The organism is Candidatus Nitrotoga sp. 1052 (genome assembly GCF_927312905.1).
Taxonomy (GTDB): domain Bacteria; phylum Pseudomonadota; class Gammaproteobacteria; order Burkholderiales; family Gallionellaceae; genus Nitrotoga.
The window spans coordinates 45,239-62,340 of record NZ_CAKMHQ010000052.1; the positions used below are offsets into that span (position 1 = coordinate 45,239).

At 51.6% G+C, this 17,102-nt stretch carries 15 protein-coding genes; 5 read left to right on the top strand and 10 right to left on the bottom strand.

Annotated features, from left to right (window positions below; all coding sequences use genetic code 11):
* Positions 1–10: 10 nt before the first annotated feature.
* The 7 genes from MJ768_RS11000 to gyrA form a co-directional block, all read right to left on the bottom strand.
* Entirely contained in the window at positions 11–883 is an 873-nt protein-coding gene (locus MJ768_RS11000) for a prephenate dehydrogenase (RefSeq protein ID WP_239291817.1), read from the bottom strand.
* Between the two features lie 35 nt (positions 884–918).
* Positions 919–1,935, bottom strand: a complete 1,017-nt coding sequence (aroF, locus tag MJ768_RS11005; RefSeq protein WP_239291819.1) for a 3-deoxy-7-phosphoheptulonate synthase — start codon at positions 1,933–1,935, stop codon at positions 919–921.
* Complete coding sequence (gene hisC, locus MJ768_RS11010) at positions 1,932–3,062, bottom strand: histidinol-phosphate transaminase (protein WP_239291820.1); 1,131 nt, start codon at positions 3,060–3,062, stop codon at positions 1,932–1,934. Before hisC ends, aroF begins: the two co-directional genes overlap by 4 nt.
* Before the next feature lie 117 nt (positions 3,063–3,179).
* Complete coding sequence (gene pheA / locus MJ768_RS11015) at positions 3,180–4,247, bottom strand: prephenate dehydratase (protein WP_239291821.1); 1,068 nt, start codon at positions 4,245–4,247, stop codon at positions 3,180–3,182.
* A 20-nt stretch (positions 4,248–4,267) separates the two neighbouring features.
* Positions 4,268–5,452, bottom strand: coding sequence for a phosphoglycerate dehydrogenase (locus MJ768_RS11020; protein ID WP_239291822.1), 1,185 nt, complete (start codon positions 5,450–5,452; stop codon positions 4,268–4,270).
* The gene (gene serC, locus MJ768_RS11025) at positions 5,445–6,527 is read right to left on the bottom strand and encodes a 3-phosphoserine/phosphohydroxythreonine transaminase (protein ID WP_239291823.1); all 1,083 of its coding nucleotides are present in this window, start codon (positions 6,525–6,527) and stop codon (positions 5,445–5,447) included. The genes MJ768_RS11020 and serC overlap by 8 nt, the downstream gene beginning before the upstream one ends.
* Before the next feature lie 29 nt (positions 6,528–6,556).
* The gene (gene gyrA, locus MJ768_RS11030) at positions 6,557–9,136 is read right to left on the bottom strand and encodes a DNA gyrase subunit A (RefSeq protein ID WP_239291824.1); all 2,580 of its coding nucleotides are present in this window, start codon (positions 9,134–9,136) and stop codon (positions 6,557–6,559) included.
* A 181-nt stretch (positions 9,137–9,317) separates the two neighbouring features.
* Between gyrA and ubiG the strand changes: the two genes are divergently transcribed.
* The 3 genes from ubiG to MJ768_RS11045 all read left to right on the top strand — a co-directional run bounded on the left by ubiG (position 9,318) and on the right by MJ768_RS11045 (position 11,331).
* The gene (gene ubiG, locus MJ768_RS11035; protein ID WP_239291828.1) at positions 9,318–10,013 is read left to right on the top strand and encodes a bifunctional 2-polyprenyl-6-hydroxyphenol methylase/3-demethylubiquinol 3-O-methyltransferase UbiG; all 696 of its coding nucleotides are present in this window, start codon (positions 9,318–9,320) and stop codon (positions 10,011–10,013) included.
* Complete coding sequence (gene gph / locus MJ768_RS11040; protein WP_239291831.1) at positions 10,006–10,659, top strand: phosphoglycolate phosphatase; 654 nt, start codon at positions 10,006–10,008, stop codon at positions 10,657–10,659. The genes ubiG and gph overlap by 8 nt, the downstream gene beginning before the upstream one ends.
* A 186-nt stretch (positions 10,660–10,845) precedes the next feature.
* The gene (locus MJ768_RS11045) at positions 10,846–11,331 is read left to right on the top strand and encodes a DUF1499 domain-containing protein (RefSeq protein WP_239291832.1); all 486 of its coding nucleotides are present in this window, start codon (positions 10,846–10,848) and stop codon (positions 11,329–11,331) included.
* 255 nt (positions 11,332–11,586) lie between these two features.
* Here the strand turns inward: MJ768_RS11045 and MJ768_RS11050 are convergent, their stop codons facing one another.
* Positions 11,587–11,787, bottom strand: a complete 201-nt coding sequence (locus MJ768_RS11050) for a DUF2905 domain-containing protein (RefSeq protein ID WP_239291833.1) — start codon at positions 11,785–11,787, stop codon at positions 11,587–11,589.
* A gap of 568 nt (positions 11,788–12,355) precedes the next feature.
* Between MJ768_RS11050 and MJ768_RS11055 the strand changes: the two genes are divergently transcribed.
* Positions 12,356–13,153 carry an SH3 domain-containing protein gene (locus MJ768_RS11055; protein ID WP_239291834.1) on the top strand — a complete coding sequence of 266 codons (798 nt, stop codon included), beginning with the start codon at positions 12,356–12,358 and terminating at the stop codon, positions 13,151–13,153.
* Between the two features lie 181 nt (positions 13,154–13,334).
* Positions 13,335–14,153, top strand: coding sequence for an HDOD domain-containing protein (locus tag MJ768_RS11060; protein ID WP_239291835.1), 819 nt, complete (start codon positions 13,335–13,337; stop codon positions 14,151–14,153).
* 69 nt (positions 14,154–14,222) lie between these two features.
* On the opposite strand, the gene miaA is transcribed toward MJ768_RS11060, so the two are convergent.
* Positions 14,223–15,161, bottom strand: a complete 939-nt coding sequence (miaA, locus tag MJ768_RS11065) for a tRNA (adenosine(37)-N6)-dimethylallyltransferase MiaA (RefSeq protein WP_239291836.1) — start codon at positions 15,159–15,161, stop codon at positions 14,223–14,225.
* On the bottom strand, positions 15,158–17,041 hold the full coding sequence (gene mutL / locus MJ768_RS11070) for a DNA mismatch repair endonuclease MutL (protein WP_239291841.1): 1,884 nt from the start codon (positions 17,039–17,041) through the stop codon (positions 15,158–15,160). The genes miaA and mutL overlap by 4 nt, the downstream gene beginning before the upstream one ends.
* Between the last annotated feature and the right edge of the window lie 61 nt (positions 17,042–17,102).

Genomic DNA, 17,102 nt, shown 5'->3' on the forward strand with positions numbered 1-17,102 from the left:
TTTTGCCGATTTATTGCGGAGTCCAGTTGCTGCGCACCGAACGGGCAATGCTGAATATTTCTTCCAGCTTGGCGCCATCGGCTTCCGCAAGCGCATTATGCAAGGTTTCCAGTTCTTTCATGTAGCGGCCCATCTCGATCAACAGCGCATCGCGGTTGGCCAGGCAGATATCGCGCCACATTTCCGGCGAGCTTGCTGCAATGCGGGTAAAATCGCGGAAACCACTCGCGGCGAAAGCAAGTAACAAATCGCGGTTTTCGCGCTGAGCCAAATCGTGTACCAATGCAAATGAAAGCAGGTGCGGTAGATGACTGACAGCAGCAAACACTTCATCATGCTGCTTCGGCGTTAATTCGCTCACCAACGCGCCACACAATTCCCATGCCAACCTTACGCGCGCCACAGCATCAGCGGAATTTTCCGGCAGCGGAGTCAATATTACTTTTTTGTTTTGATACAGATCAGCACGCGCCGCGGTAGCGCCGCTTTGCTCACCACCAGCAACAGGGTGTGCCGGTATGAAGTGGGAAATAAGTGCGCCCAAATGTTTATAAGCATGATCAACAACGTCGCACTTGGTGCTGCCGCCATCAGTAATAAGCGTATGAGCACCCAGATGCGGTGCGATGCGAACCATGATGTCGGCCATTTGGCCCACGGGCGTTGCCAGCAATATCAGATCGGCATCGCCCAGCTCTGCCGCAAGATCTGAACCGCTGCGGTTGATAATACCGAGTTGCTGCGCCTGTGCCAGCGTCTGCGCGCTGCGTCCGAAACCGACTACTTCATCCACCGCGTTCATCCGCCGCAAAGCAAGCGCAAACGAACCGCCGATCAGGCCGACGCCAAAAATAACAACTTTGCGAAACAATGGTTTTGTCACGACTTTCCTCACCTCTCCACTAGCGTGAGACAGGATTAGAGTGTGCGTCCAATCGCTGTGGCAATGCCGCCCAACACGCCCATCAACTTCTTCAATTCTTGCGGAGTCAGCGCCTGATCGGCATCGCACCAGGCCTCAGTCGGATTGGGATGCATCTCTACCAATAATCCATCCGCCCCCGCCGCAATCGCTGCCTGTGACAGCGCCGCGACCATCCATGCCTTGCCGCCGGCGTGCGAAGGATCGACAATTATCGGCAAATGGGTTTCTTTTTTCATTACCGGGATGGCGGTCACGTCAAGTACGTTGCGGTAATACGTTTCAAAAGTACGAATGCCGCGCTCGCAGAATATGATGTTATGGTTGCCGCCGGCTGCAATGTATTCTGCCGCCATTAGCCACTCTGAAATGGTAGCCGACATGCCGCGCTTGAGAATGACTGGTTTGTTGATACGACCCACTTCTTTGAGCAGATCGAAATTCTGCATGTTGCGGGTGCCGATCTGGATTACGTCGACGTCATTTTCGAGAAAGGTATCCAACATGCGGACATCCATTAGCTCGGTCACGATGGGCAGCTTGAATTTGCTGGCTGCCTGACGGAACATATCCAGTCCCTCAACTCCCTTGCCCTGAAAAGTGTACGGGCTGGTGCGAGGCTTAAATGCGCCGCCACGCATCAAACGGCAGCCTGCCTCATTCACGTACTGGGCGGACAAGTCCATCTGCTGCTGAGTTTCTACTGAGCATGGACCCGCAATAACCTGGATTTGCTTGCCGCCCAGCTGAATGCCACCGATATCAATTACTGTGTTTTCGGGATGAGATTCGCGCGATACGATTTTATATTGCTTGACTATATGCATCGCCGATTCCACCCCAGGCAATGGGGTAAACATTTCTTCGGATAATTTGCGCTCATCACCAATGGCGCCGATCACAGTGCGTTCAATGCCTCGGGAAATATTGGCATCCAGCCCGGCGTCCTTGAGCTTCTTTACCACCACGCCTATTTGATCGTCAGAAACATCCTTGTTCATTACAATAATCACGCTGCTTCTCCTAACGCCTGCGCCAGCGCAGACAGAAATTTCTCATTTTCACTTTCCAGACCAATGCTCACACGCAAATAATCTGGCATACCGTAGTTGGCAATCGGCCGCACAATTACCCCCAATTCCAGCAGGCGTCGATACATCGGGCCAGCCCCTTTTCCCCCACTCTGGGCAGGATTCGCAATGCGGCAACATATGAAGTTTCCATAAGACGGGATGTACTCCAGACCTAATAGAGTCAACCCTTGCGAAATCTGTTCCATGCCGGCCTGATTCAATTCGCAAGTTCGCCTTACAAAAGACTCGTCCTGTAACGCTGCCACAGCAGCAGCCTGCGCTACGCTGTTGACATTGAACGGCTGCCGCACTCGGTTCAGCATGTCCGCTACCAACTCACCTGCCAATGCATACCCCACACGCAAACCAGCCAAACCATATGCTTTGGAGAAAGTGCGGGAAATGATCAAGTTGGGAAAGTCGCGCAACCAGCTCACACTGTCATAACGCAAATTTTGCGGCAGATATTCGTTGTATGCCTCATCCAGCACCACCAACACCTGCGGCGGCACTGCTCGCAGAAAATCCAGCAATTCCGCCGCGCTGAGAAAAGTACCCGTGGGATTATTCGGGTTCGCGATGAACACCATCTTCACCTTATGCTGCACCACAGCCTGCAACATTGCGGAAAGATCGTGGCCAAACCCTTTAGTAGCTGGCACGCTGATGCCGGTAGCTCCTGCCGCTTGCGTAGCCAGCGCATACACCGCGAAAGCATGATCCGAATAAACCACCTTGTCACCCGGCGCGAGGAAAGCGCGTGCGGCCAATTCCAGCAAATCATTGGAACCATTTCCCAGCACAATGCATGAACGCTCAATCTGATACCGCTCGGACAATGCTTTCTTCAGATCGAAACCACTGCCATCGGGATAACGCGCGATATCGCTCATCGCCGCATGCATCGCGGCCACGGCCAAGGGGCTGGCACCGAGGGGATTCTCATTGGATGCCAGCTTGACAATGCCGCTGATGCCGAGCTCGCGCTCCAGCTCGGCAATCGGTTTGCCAGGCTGATAGGGCGCTATGGCGCGGATATAAGGAGGGGCTAGCTCACTGTAGTTCATTTAAGGCCTTGATTAATTTTGTTTCTGTCATTCCCGCGGATGCAGGCACTCAGTCATTGATAGAAATAAATTTCGTCTTCACGGGAATAACGATATTTTTAAATTGCGCAAGCGGTCTTATAAGGAAATTGGGTATGAACCTAGCGTTTTTACGAACGCGGCGACTTGCTTTAATTCAACCAGTGCGGCCGCCACTTTGGGTTCATGCTGATGCCCTTCAATATCCATATAAAACACATATTCCCACACGCCGGAACGCGCCGGCCGAGATTCCAGCTTGGTCATGCTGACGTCATTTTTGGCCAGCGGCGCCAGCAAATCGTAGACCGCGCCCGGGCGATTAGGTGCGGACATGACCAGTGAGGTTTTATCCTTGCCGGATGGCGCCACATCCTGGTTTCCAATGACCAAAAAGCGCGTGGTATTGCGCGGGTCGTCCTCAATATTTTCAGCCAATAACGGGATGCCGTAATTTTTGGCCGCCTTTGCGCTTGCGATCGCCGCACTATCCGCCTGCTGTTCCAAAGCCAGAAGAATCGCCTGGGTATTGCTGCCAACTGGCACGCGCTCGGCGTTAGGCAAATTCGTATTCAGCCAGACTTGACACTGCCCCAAAGACTGCGAATGCGAAAACACGCGCTTGATGGCAGAAATGTCAGTCACTAACGACATCAAGCATTGATGCACCGGCAGCATCACTTCACCACACACCTTGAGCTGGCTTTGCAGCAACAAATCCAACGTGCGTCCAATAGCACCCTCGGTGGAATTTTCCACCGGCACCACTCCATAATTCGCTTTGCCGCTTTCTACAGTTTGAAAGACTTCATCTATCGAAACGCACGGCTTACTCAGAACTGCGTGACCAAAACGTTTCTCTACTGCTTCCTGGCTGAAAGTTCCACTTGGCCCCAAGTATGCAACACATAGTTGCGTCTCTAACGCACGGCAGTGAGACATGATCTCGGTAAATAATTGCGTGATACTCTGATTCGGCAAAGGACCAGAATTATTGCTAACCATACGCTGCAATATCTGCGCCTCGCGCTCTGGCCGCAGCACTGTATTTTCACTCTTAAGATGGCCGATTTGCCTTGCCAGCGCCGCGCGCTGGTTGAGCAACTTGAGCAATTCTTCGTCAATGAAGTCTATTTGTTCGCGGTATTTCTTGAGTTCATCACTCATTGCTCATGCATCCATATTGCTTATGCATCCAAGGGCAAGTCGCGCACCATGAGCACACCCGGAATGGCGGCAATCTGCGCGATCATCTCAGGAGGTGTAGCGATATCTGTATCGACCAGGGTATAAGCCATCTCGCCACGCGACTTGTTAATCATATTGTGGATATTAATACCGGCTCCGGCCAATGCAGTAGAAATCTGCCCTAGCATATTCGGCACATTGGCATTAGCGATGGCGATACGAAAAGAAGATTCGCGCGGCATATTAACAGTCGGGAAATTTACCGTATTGTTCAGGTTGCCGTGCTCCAGATAGTCGCGCACTTGCTCTGCTACCATTACCGCACAATTGTCTTCAGCCTCTTGAGTGGAAGCACCCAGATGAGGCAGCGCAATCACTGCTGGGTTGCCCTGCGTCTTCTGCATAGGAAAATCACAAACATAATAGCTAATGCGTTTGGCGGCGATGCCCGCCAGCACAGCGTCTTCATCCACGATACCATCGCGCGCAAAGTTCAACAGCACGCTTCCTGGTTTCATCGCTTGTACGCGCTGGTCATTAATCAAGCCCCGTGTAGCATCCAGCAAGGGAATGTGCAGCGTAACGAAATCGCTCTGCTTAAGCAGATCTTCTATACTGTGCGCCTTTTTCACCTGCGAAGACAGGCCCCATGCTCCTTCCACGGTAATGTCAGGGTCGTAACCCGCCACTTGCATGCCCAAACCAATGGCGGCATCCGCCACCAGACGACCAATGGCGCCCAACCCAATAATACCCAAGGTACGGCCACGCAATTCAATACCTGCATAATGTTTTTTGCCATCTTCGACCAGCTTGTGCAACGTGGCGTCATCACCCTTCAAATTGGCGGTAAAATGCAGCGCAGCAATTAAATTTCGCGAAGCCAGCAGCATACCCGCGATGACCAACTCCTTCACTGCGTTGGCATTGGCACCCGCAGCGTTGAAAACTGGCACGCCTCGCGCATTCATCTTTTTAACGGGTACGTTATTAGTGCCAGCGCCCGCGCGGGCGATGGCTTTCACACTAGCCGGAATATCCATCTCCAGCATATTGTGCGAGCGCACCAGGATCGCATCTGGCTCTGCAATGTCGCTGCCAACGATATAATTTGCAGCTGGCAAGCGGTTCAGCCCAACCGTTGAAATTTTATTTAATGTCAGTATCTTAAAAGTTTTAGCCATGATTCTTTGCAAAATGTGTTATGAAATCAACCAATGTCTGCACGCCTTCCAGCGGCATCGCATTGTAAATTGAAGCGCGCATGCCGCCGACAGAGCGATGTCCCTTCAACTGCAATAGGCCGTGCGTATCCGCCTGTTTGAGAAACTCGCCGTCCAGACTGGCATCTTTCAGAGTGAACGGCACGTTCATGCGTGAACGATCGGATTTGACCACCGGACAATTGTAAAAACCATTGCTGGCATCGATCGCCTGATACAGCAGGTTTGCTTTTCTGATATTGGTCTGCTCCATCTGCGCCAACCCGCCATTGCGCTTGAGCCACTGAAATACCAGCCCGGCCATGTAAATGCCGTAAGTGGGTGGCGTGTTATACATTGAATCATTGTCAGCATGGATCTTGTAATCCAGCATAGTGGGCGTGCTCGGTGACACATTACCAATCAGATCTTCGCGCACGATGACAATACACAACCCAGCCGGACCAATGTTTTTCTGCGCTCCGGCATAAATCAGGCCAAATTTAGAAACATCAATCTGGCGCGATATAATATTTGATGACATGTCTGCCACCAAAGGAATTTCACCGGTTTCCGGAACCCAATTGAATTCGACTCCGCCTATCGTCTCATTCGACGTGTAATGCACATAAGCTGCATTCGGATCACACTGCCAAGTATCAAACGCCGGCACATAAATAAAATTCTTGTCCGCACCACTGGCCACTATATTTACATTGCTAAACTTTTTCGCCTCGGCTATCGCTTTCTTAGACCATTCGCCGGTATTAACGTAATCAGCTGAAGTCTTGCCGCGTAACAGATTCAGCGGAATCATGGCGAATTGCAAATGCGCCCCACCTTGCAGGAATAGCACTTTGTAATTAGCCGGGATAGCGAGCAGACCACGCAAATCGCTTTCAGCCGCAGCTGCGATACCCATGAACTCCTTGCCGCGGTGGCTCATTTCCATAACGGACATGCCACTGCCATGCCAGTCCAGCAACTCCTCACGTGCCTGTTGCAATACCTCATGCGGTAATACTGCGGGACCTGCGCTGAAATTATAAATTGTCATAACTTTTCTATTATCTTTATATCTGGTCTTTAATCGGGTTTGATTAAATGGGAAAGATCTTCCGGCTCAGGATCGGCAATGCGGCTCAAACCCGCCAGCTTATCGCCTTTGCCTAGATTAATGAGTGTCACGCCTTGCGTGGAACGGCTCATTTCGCGGATTTCCTTGACGCGAGTGCGGATTAGTACGCCATTAGTACCAATCAACATGATTTCATCATCCTCGTTTACCAGTGTAGCCGCTACCACCTTGCCATTCCGGGCGGAAGTTTGAATCGCAATCATGCCCTGAGTACCCCGGCCATGGCGTGTATATTCTGAAATCCGCGTGCGCTTGCCGTAGCCGTTCTCGGTCGCAGTCAATACTGCTTGGCTTTCGTCGCCCGCCACCAGGAGTGCAATAACATGTTGCTTCGCGGCCAGCTTCATGCCGCGCACACCGCGCGACACACGCCCCATGGGGCGTACATCATTTTCGTCAAAACGTACCGCTTTGCCACCATTGGAAAACAGCATTACGTCATGCTTGCCGTCAGTCAACGCCACGCCGATCAGATAATCGCCTTCATCCAGGTTAATGGCGATGATGCCAGCCTTGCGCGGGTTGGCGAAATCAGACAACGCAGTCTTTTTCACCGTGCCCTTGGCGGTGGCGAAGAATACATATTGATCTTCCGAGAACACCTTTACCGGCAGAATCGCATTGATCTTCTCGCCACTTTCCAACGGCAACAGATTAACAATTGGCCTGCCGCGGGCGGTACGGGCACCCTGAGGTACGTCGTACACCTTGATCCAGTACACTCGGCCACGACTGGAGAAGCACAGAATGTAATCGTGCGTGTTGGCGATAAACAGGTTGTCTACAAAATCATCCTCTTTAGGTGGAGCAGCCTGCTTGCCACGACCACCGCGTTTCTGCGCCACATATTCCGCTAACGGCTGCGCTTTCATGTAACCGCCATGCGACATCGTAACCACCACGTCTTCCGGCGTAATCAGATCTTCCATGCTCATATCTTGAGTATGGGTGACGATTTCGCTACGGCGCTTGTCGCCGTATTGCGCTTTAATCGCAACCAGCTCGTCGACGATAATTTGCGTTACGCGTTCTGGCTTGGCCAAGATATCGAGCAAATCAATAATCTTGTCCATCACTTCGCGATATTCGCTGACGATTTTATCTTGTTCCAGCCCGGTTAAACGCTGCAAACGCAGCTCCAGAATAGCTTGCGCTTGCGTGTCCGAAAGCCGATATGCGCGCTGCTCGCCCTGCCCTGACATACCGAATTCCGGCTCCAGATTTTCTGGACGCGATGCATCGCTAACCCGGCTTAGCAACTCTTCGACCAGTGAAGATCGCCATGTCCGCGCCATCAAACCCTGCTTGGCAATCGCAGGCGTCGCTGCCGCTTTAATCAGCGCAATGATTTCGTCCACGTTGGAAAGTGCAACCGCCAAACCTTCCAGAATATGGCCACGATCCCGCGCCTTGCGCAAATCAAATATCGTGCGCCGCGTTACCACTTCGCGCCGATGGCGCAGGAAAGCATCCAGAAATTGCTTCAAGTTAAGCAGCTTGGGCTGGCCGTCGGTCAAGGCCACCATGTTCATGCCGAAACTGTCCTGCAGCTGGGTCATTTTAAACAGTTGATTGAGTATTACTTCCGGCATTTCATTGCGCTTTAGTTCAATCACAGCGCGCATTCCGGACTTATCCGATTCATCGCGAATTTCGGAAATTCCCTCGATTTTCTTTTCGCGCACCAGCTCGCCAATCTTCATTAGCAAGGTGGCTTTATTCACTTGATAGGGCAATTCATCAATAATGATGGCTTGGCGGTTATTCCCTTTTTCGATATCTTCGAAATGAGTACGCGCGCGCATTACCACGCGTCCGCGCCCGGTTCGATAACCTTCCTTTACGCCTGCCAAACCATAAATAAAACCCGCAGTTGGAAAATCCGGCGCTGGAATATATTCTATTAACTGCTCAATATCCAGATCGGGGTTTTTCAGTAGCGCCAGACAGGCATTAATCACCTCGCCTAGATTATGCGGCGGAATATTAGTCGCCATGCCCACGGCAATGCCGGTTGAGCCGTTGACCAGCAGATTGGGAAAGCGCGCCGGAAACACCAGCGGCTCATGCTCGGAGCCATCGTAATTGGGTCCGAAATCCACGGTCTCCTTGTCCAGGTCGGCCAGCAGCTCGTGCGCAATACGCGCCATGCGAATTTCGGTATAACGCATCGCCGCTGCGTTATCACCATCCACCGAACCAAAGTTACCCTGACCGTCCACCAAAGGATAACGCAGCGAAAATGTTTGCGCCATACGAACGATCGTGTCGTACACCGCCGTATCTCCATGCGGATGATATTTACCGATCACGTCGCCCACAATGCGCGCCGATTTTTTATAGGGCTTGTTCCAGTCGTTGGATAGTTCGTGCATGGAAAACAGCGCGCGGCGATGTACCGGTTTAAGGCCATCACGCACGTCAGGCAAGGCGCGCCCAACAATTACGCTCATTGCGTAATCGAGATACGACTTACGCATCTCCTCTTCAAGACTGACTACTAGAATTTCTTTAGCGAATTGTTCCATAGGTATAGCGGATACTCTAAAATTTCTTGTAAAACAATTTGTAAGTTTAACATGTCCAACTCAGGCGAGACAAAACATAATTGCTTTGCTGCGCGGAATCTGAAATTAAGTCGCCTGATTGGCTGGCGGTTCAAGACAAGTTTTGTTACATTCTGCCCTTCACCCCGAATATGAGCACATCATGACCAACGCTGATCCGATTGAACTGGAAAAATTTAGTCAGCTCGCCCACCGCTGGTGGGATTCCAACAGCGAATTTAAACCACTACACGAAATCAACCCGCTGCGCCTGAACTACATCAACCGTATCGCGGCCCTGGCTGGCAAGACTGTGCTGGATGTCGGCTGCGGTGGCGGCATCCTGTCGGAAAGCATGGCCGCACTTGGCGCGCAGGTGACGGGCATTGATCTGGGCGACAAGGCGCTGCAAGTTGCCAGGCTGCATTTGCTGGAAAGTGGCCAGCAGGTGGATTACCGCAAAATCGCCGTGGAAGACCTGGCGGCGGAACAGCCAGGCCACTACGATGTGGTCACTTGCATGGAATTGCTCGAACATGTACCCGATCCATCCAGCACCGTAAATGCCTGCGCGCAACTAGCCAAGCCGGGCGGTTATGTGTTCTTTTCCACCCTCAACCGCAACCCGAAGTCCTACCTTTTCGCGGTGATCGGCGCAGAATATTTACTTCATTTGCTTCCGCGTGGCACGCATGATTATGCTAAATTCATCAAGCCGTCCGAACTCGCGCAATTTTGCCGCAATGCAGGCCTTAACATCAGCGACATCAGCGGCATGAGTTACCACCCCCTTTATAAAACCTACTCACTCGGCCAGAACACTGACGTCAATTACCTGCTCGCCTGTTGTCGTGACTAGCGCCGTCCTGTTCGATCTCGACGGTACTTTCGCTGACACGGCGCCCGATCTGGGCGCCGCCCTTAATCACCTGCTCAACCTCCATGGCAGGCCACCCATGCCATTGGAGACGATCCGCCCGCAAGCCTCGCATGGCTCTCCTGGCTTGCTGAAACTGGGTTTTAACATTGAACCAGATGCGCCAAATTTTGCAGATTTGCGCGATGCCTTCCTAGATTATTATGCTAGCCATATTTGTGTCCACACCACCCTGTTCCCTGGAATGGCGGAACTGATCGAAATACTGGAACAACGTGGCCTGCCGTGGGGCATCGTCACCAACAAACCCCATCGCTTCACCTTGCCGTTGATGCAAGCGCTGGGCTATGCGCAGCGTGCTGCCTGCCTGATCAGCGGCGACACATGCGCGCGTGCCAAGCCCTTTCCGGATTCACTGCTTAAGGCCAGTGAATTGCTGAAAATCGCGCCACAGCTCTGCCTGTATCTGGGTGATGACAAGCGCGATGCGGAAGCAGCGCAAGCCGCCGGGATGCGCTGCATCATCGCTCGCTATGGCTACAACGGTTCTCCAGAGGAATTATCCAACTGGCCTGCGCAAGGTGGAATTGATTTACCATCCCAACTGTTGCAATATTTAACAGATTGAAAAACAAGTTGATTTTACGAGGTGAGTGCAGAAGATATAGATAGTCAAAAATAATTACTGGAACAGGCTCAGCCATCTTTCGCTATATTTATACGAACGCGGCGCAGCTAATGTTGTCACTTCGACGTTTGCGTATCTGTTCAATCAAATGTAAGGTGCAAAATATAACCTTCCGTTGACCGCATCATGACCAAAATTATTCTTAAGATTGCCATCTTACTGTTCGTCATTATCCCGATAGTCACCATCGTTGCAGGACAGGCTGGGTTATTCAATGGAAAACGCCCGACCGATCTTGGCCTACGTGATGGCAAGCTAAAAGCACCACTTGCAGAGTCATCCAATAGCATCTCCAGCCAAGCGGCACTGCACCCGCACAGCGACTACCACATCATTGCTCCGCTAACATATCAAGGCGACGGTAAAGTCGCTTTTGCCAAACTGACTGATATAGTGCGCAACATGAATAACACAAAGGTGATTACCGCAGAACCAACTTATTTATACGCCGAATTCCAGAGCCGTCTAATGAAATTCACCGATGACGTAGAGTTTGCGCTCGATGAACAGGCTGGTGTTATTAACATGCGCTCTGCGTCACGTCTGGGCAAGAATGATTTTGGAACGAACAGAAAGAGACTGGAAGCTATTCGTGCGGCTTTCGGAAGTTGACACAAGCCTCAGAAAACCTACATACATTAATAAATTTTATGTCTCAAAACTACTTTCAGTTTAACCCAAGTGTGCGTCAGGCAGGCGTTGAGAAGGCGTAATCATATAAACATCGCGGATACAACGGAATCCTTACGACCAGCGTTGTTGCGCCAGCGCTTGGACACAGACTTCTTCCGGGGGAAAATTGCAGCCAACAACGCTCGCACCGATGCGCTCGGTTTGGTGTTCGACTCCGACTCGGCCATGACGGACCTACTTCCGCCACAGCCATAGCAACAGAATCAGCAGCAACGACACCAGCAGACTCGTCATCAACGGGAAGTGGAAGCTGAAGTTCTCGCGCGTGATGGAAATATCGCCGGGCAAGCGCCCGAAGGGGAACCTAGAAAGCCATGGCCAGAGAAGGCCGATGACCAGCAGCGCGATGCCCAGAATGATAAAGACGCGTTGCATTGCCTACTCCAAAAAGATACACATTAGGTCTTCTTCGACTTGCCGGCGGGTGGATTCAGAAAGTGCCATGGGATTGATGCTCCTGTCAGTCAGCTTTTGTAGTCCCGATAGAAGTTCTCGTGCGGGCCGATGGCATCGAGATAAATCAGCCTTAATCCCTCGCCGCGAATGCAGTCCAGAAGGTATTGCTGGTTCTGGATGCCGTTCGCGATCCTGCTGTGCGCGGCATTTCTACTTCGCGCGACAACCAATAAGAATTATTATGATCTTCAATGGCCACCCTGTCTTTTCCCTCTCAATTTACCGATCTTGCGGCACACTTGCAGTCTACCCATTAGCCTGCTTGCCTGCTATCCAACGGCCTTCCGCAATGTGCTCGCAAACCAATCAGCTGCGATGCGTATGCGACCGTCCCAATTTACTCGCTATTGGCTAACCCAATTTGCTATTTGAAGGAAATTATTGAACCGTTTTGTACATCATAATTGAATCTGCGTTGAGATAAGTAATTTGGGCCGCGCAATAATCTGCGTTGTGGTACGGTTGCATCATTATAGAGGAGGACAAAGTGGCAAGATTGTGGATACAGTCAGACAAACTATGTAGCTTGCTCAAGACTTGGGCGGGACAAATGCTATGCGGAACAGTTATAGCACTATTAGGTTTGAACATTACGGGGTGCACCCTCCTGAAACCGATCCCGGTTGCAGCCCCAATCACGCCCCACGAACCCTGCGCCTGCGAAGTACAGCAACGTGAAATCGAACGTCTGCAGCAGCTGTTGGCGGAAAAAGAGGGGCTGATCCGAAACTTGAACGCTCGTCAACAGGACCAGGCCAAGGCGTTACAGGAAACCACCAGTCAAGTCACCCGCGACCAGGTGAGGTTACGGCGGCTAGCCACACAGCCCGGTGCCGCCTCGTCTATCGCAGAAGCAGAAGTGGCTATGGCAAGTTTAAAGTTATCCCAAATCATAGCGCCCGAACAAACACTGCAGGCACAACGTCTCCTTGATGCCGCTACGACGTCCTACGCAAAAGGAAACTACGGCACAGCCATGGACCACGCCGCGCAAACACGAGAATTTATCGACATGGTGAAGGATAACCGCACCCGCAAGGCGTCAGATCCACGCGTTGCGATGGTTCCATTCAATGTCCCCATTCCGTTACGCGCCAAGAGCAACATCACTCTGCGCCAAAAGCCATTCAGCAACGCGGCTAAGCTCGGAGCACTAAAAAAAGATTCCGCGCTAACTGCGCAGGCCTATTTGGGTGACTGGCTGAACGTGCAGACCAGCGATGAGCGTTCTGGATGGGTACCTAACACACTGGTGGAGGTGCGGGTGGGTGACCTTGATCACTAGTATTGCTATGTCACACAAGTATTGCTATGTCACAAACATAATATCGGACCTATCAAATTGCAATGAGACAGTGTCCCAGAGCACTTGCGAGTACGAGATTCATGGCATAACTGATTCCTAAAGATTTCCTCCGGCTTGTCGAGATATCCGATAGCTTAGTAATGGAAGAAAAGGAGATGTTATGCAACCTCAGAAAATGTGGAGGCTGGACGAGTGGGTAGATTTTCTCAGTCAAGTTGATATTCCGGTATTGAAACAAACCGCACGCAATTTGTCTGCATTGCGCCAACATGAAAAAAACCTTAGTGCGCGGGGGGTTGCCTACATTATCAAATATGATCCAATGATGACTGTCAAGCTGCTGCGTCATCTGCAACAGCAAAAGCACCCCAGTCAAGAGCATGAAGTGATGCAAGTGGATCAAGCATTAATGATGTTGGGTCTCGACACGTTTTTTAAAAAAGTGTCGGCAGAACTGCTGGCGGAAACAGTTCTAACCGGGCAGATGGATGCCTTGAGTTGCTTGTTGCGAGTGATACACCGTTCAAACCGCGCGTCCACTTTCGCTGTGGATTGGGCGGTACGCTTGAATGATATGCATTTTGAGGAAGTACGTATCGCTGCGTTGCTATTCGATATTGCCGAACTGCTAATGTGGTGTTTTGCGCCTGTAGATATGCTGAAAATCCGTGCCATGCAGCAACAGGATAAAACATTGCGTAGCAATGATGCGCAGGAACGGGTATTGGGCTTTGAATTGTTTCGTTTGCAATCTGCATTAGCATTAAAATGGTCACTACCCGAGCTACTGATCACGCTGATGGATGGCGAGTGTGCCAATCAACAGCGCGTGCGTAATGTCTTTCTCGCCGTTAATCTTGCGCGCCATTCTGCCAATGGCTGGACCGATGCGGCTCTGCCCGATGACTATACTGACATCGGCAAACTTCTGCATATGCATCCGGAAGAAGTGAAGGTTATGATCGGTGCGCAAGAGTAGGACCTATGCGCTCCCGACAAACTACGTTCCTGATTTTTTAAAAGCAAAATCCTTCACTCACTTTGTGGGTTAGATATTCTGTAGCTGACGCACGACGGCAAGTACTTGCTGCGCAAGGTTGTGGGATAAGCAATCAAATTCGATGATTTCCGGCATGCCGCGCAGCCAGGTAAGCTGACGCTTAGCCAGTTGGCGCGTAGCCGCGATGCCTTTGTCCAATAACTCTGTTTCGTTTATTTCTCTGGCGAGAAATTGCCATGCCTGACGATAGCCTACGCAGCGCATGGAGGGCAGGTTGGGATGCAACGAATATTTTTCTTTAAGTGCGAGCAATTCATCTGCCAAGCCGAGTTTAAGCATGGCAGCAAATCGTGTGGCGATACGTGCATGCAACTTGCTACGTTCACTTGGAATGAGCGCAATTTGCATGACGTGATAAGGCAGTGGATATTTGTTTTGCTGCTTAAACAGCGCGGACATCGGTTGGCCCGAGAGTTGGTAAACTTCCAGCGCACGCTGGATACGCTGCGCATCGTTGGGCTTTAGAAGTGCAGCCGTTTCCGGATCAACCTGGGCCAATTCGGCATGAAGTGCAGGCCAACCGAACCGTACGGATTGTTCGTCCAAAGCGGCACGCACTTTTGGGTCGGCCTGCGGTAGTTCATTCAGACCAAAGCGCAAGGCGCGGAAATACAACATGGTGCCGCCCACCAGCAAAGGAATGCATCCGCGCTGGGTGATGTCATTCATCAGGCGCAGTGCGTCATGGCGAAAAGCGGCGGCGGAATAGGCATCGGTTGGGTCAAGTATATTGATCAGGTGGTGCGGCGCATGAGCGAGGACGGCAGCCTCGGGTTTGGCAGTGCCGATATTCATATCCCGATATACTAGCGCGGAATCAACGCTAATGATTTCCACCGGTAGCTGCTGTGCCAGTTCTACAGCCACCTGGGTCTTTCCGCTGGCGGTAGGACCCATAAGGAAAAGAGCGGGAGGCAGTGTGTTCATTTTCCTCGCATGAACAGCGTATCCAATTCTGCAATGCTCATTTGAAACCAAGTCGGACGACCATGATTGCACTGGCCGGAGCGTTCAGTACGCTCCATTTCGCGCAGGATATTATTCATCTCAGGCACGGTTAGGATTTGATTGGCGCGCACCGCGGAATGGCAGGCCAGCGTAGACAACAGTTCGTTGCGTCGTTCGGTCAGCACTCGAGTGGCGCCGTATTCACGCATTTCGTGCAATACATCACGTGCGGCGGCTTCGGCGTGGGTCTGTTTAAGCATAGCAGGCATGGCCCGCACTGCCAGAGTTGTCGGCGACAATGGAGCGATATCAAAACCAAGCTGTGCAATGGCTGCGTGCTCTTCCTCAGCTGTGGCAATGTCCAATGCTTCGGCAGCAAAACTCACCGGGATTAGCAACGGTTGCATGGGGATTTGTTGCCCATCAAGTGCCGTTTTAAGTCTTTCGTATACGATACGCTCGTGAGCGGCGTGCATATCCACCACCACCAGCCCATGTACGTTTTGCGCCAGAATGTAGATACCGGCAAGCTGTGCCAGGGCAAAGCCGAGCGGCGGAATTTCAGTTTCTGATAAGAAAGATTGAGAGTGAGTGTTTAACAAGGGTGCGTCATTGAATTTTTCCTCCTCCCCTCCCCTGCTTTCCATTTTTCCAAAAAGAGCATCGTAAAAAGCCAGCGGCTGTGATGCCATGTGTAACCGCAGAGGCTGCTGCATTGGCTGCTGTGTCGACGTGGTTCGTTGCACGGATGGAACCTGGGCTAGTTGATTCGATAGGTCGGACGCGTTTTCTGTCAGTGCAACGGGCGTGCTCAACGCTTGTTGCAGCGTATGGAACACGAATTGATGAATGGCCTGGCTCTCACGAAAACGAACTTCGCTCTTGGCCGGATGTACATTCACGTCCACCAATTCTGGCGGCATATCGAGAAACAGCACAAAGGCGGGATGGCGCTGGTGATGAAGGATATCCTGATAGGCTTGTCGGATGGCATGGGCGACAACCTTGTCGCGGATAAAACGCCCATTCACAAAAAAATATTGAGCTTCGCGTGATGCTTTCGAATAAGCGGGCAAAGAAGCCATGCCGTATAAATGCAATCCAGCTGCCTTGCGCGAGATAGGCACCGCACTTTGCGCAAATTCTTTGCTTAGCATGGCTTCGATGCGCTTTGGCAATACATCTATTTTTTCTTCCCAACTTACTTCAGAAAGCTGGGAGATCGAAGCAAGAGGTGCATAGCCTGAGCGTGGTAGCGAGGGTAATTGCCACATCATGCGGTTGTTGTGCTGCAGGCTGAAGGCAACATCAGGGCGTGACAGCGCGATGCGCTTGAAGGTTTCCTCACAATAAGCGAGCTCGGTGGCTTCGGACTTGAGAAATTTGCGGCGCGCCGGGGTGTTGAAATACAGCTCACGTATTTCAACGCTGGTGCCCTGAGCGTGTGCTGCAGGAATAACTTCGCTCTGCGTACCATCTCCGGATTGAATCTGCCAAGCATGCGGGCTTTCCGTCTTGCGGCTGGTAAGAGTTACCTGCGCTACTGCCGCCATGCTGGCCAAAGCTTCGCCGCGAAAACCCATGCTGGCGACGCGCTGCAGGTCGGCTAGTGAGGCAATCTTACTAGTCGCATGGCGCATCAGGGCAAACGGCAGCTCTTCTGGCGCGATGCCACTGCCATTGTCGCGCACACGCAGCAACTTCACACCGCCGCCTTCCAGTTGCACGATTATTTCGGTGGCACCCGCATCCAGGCTGTTTTCCAGCATCTCCTTAAGCGCGGCAGCAGGACGTTCGATAACTTCGCCAGCAGCAATTTGGTTGATGAGCAGATCAGGTAAGAGTTGTATGGCGGACATATAAAATGGTTCATCTGACATTTGCGTGGGTAAAAGTTAATCTATCGTCTCGAACTTGGTT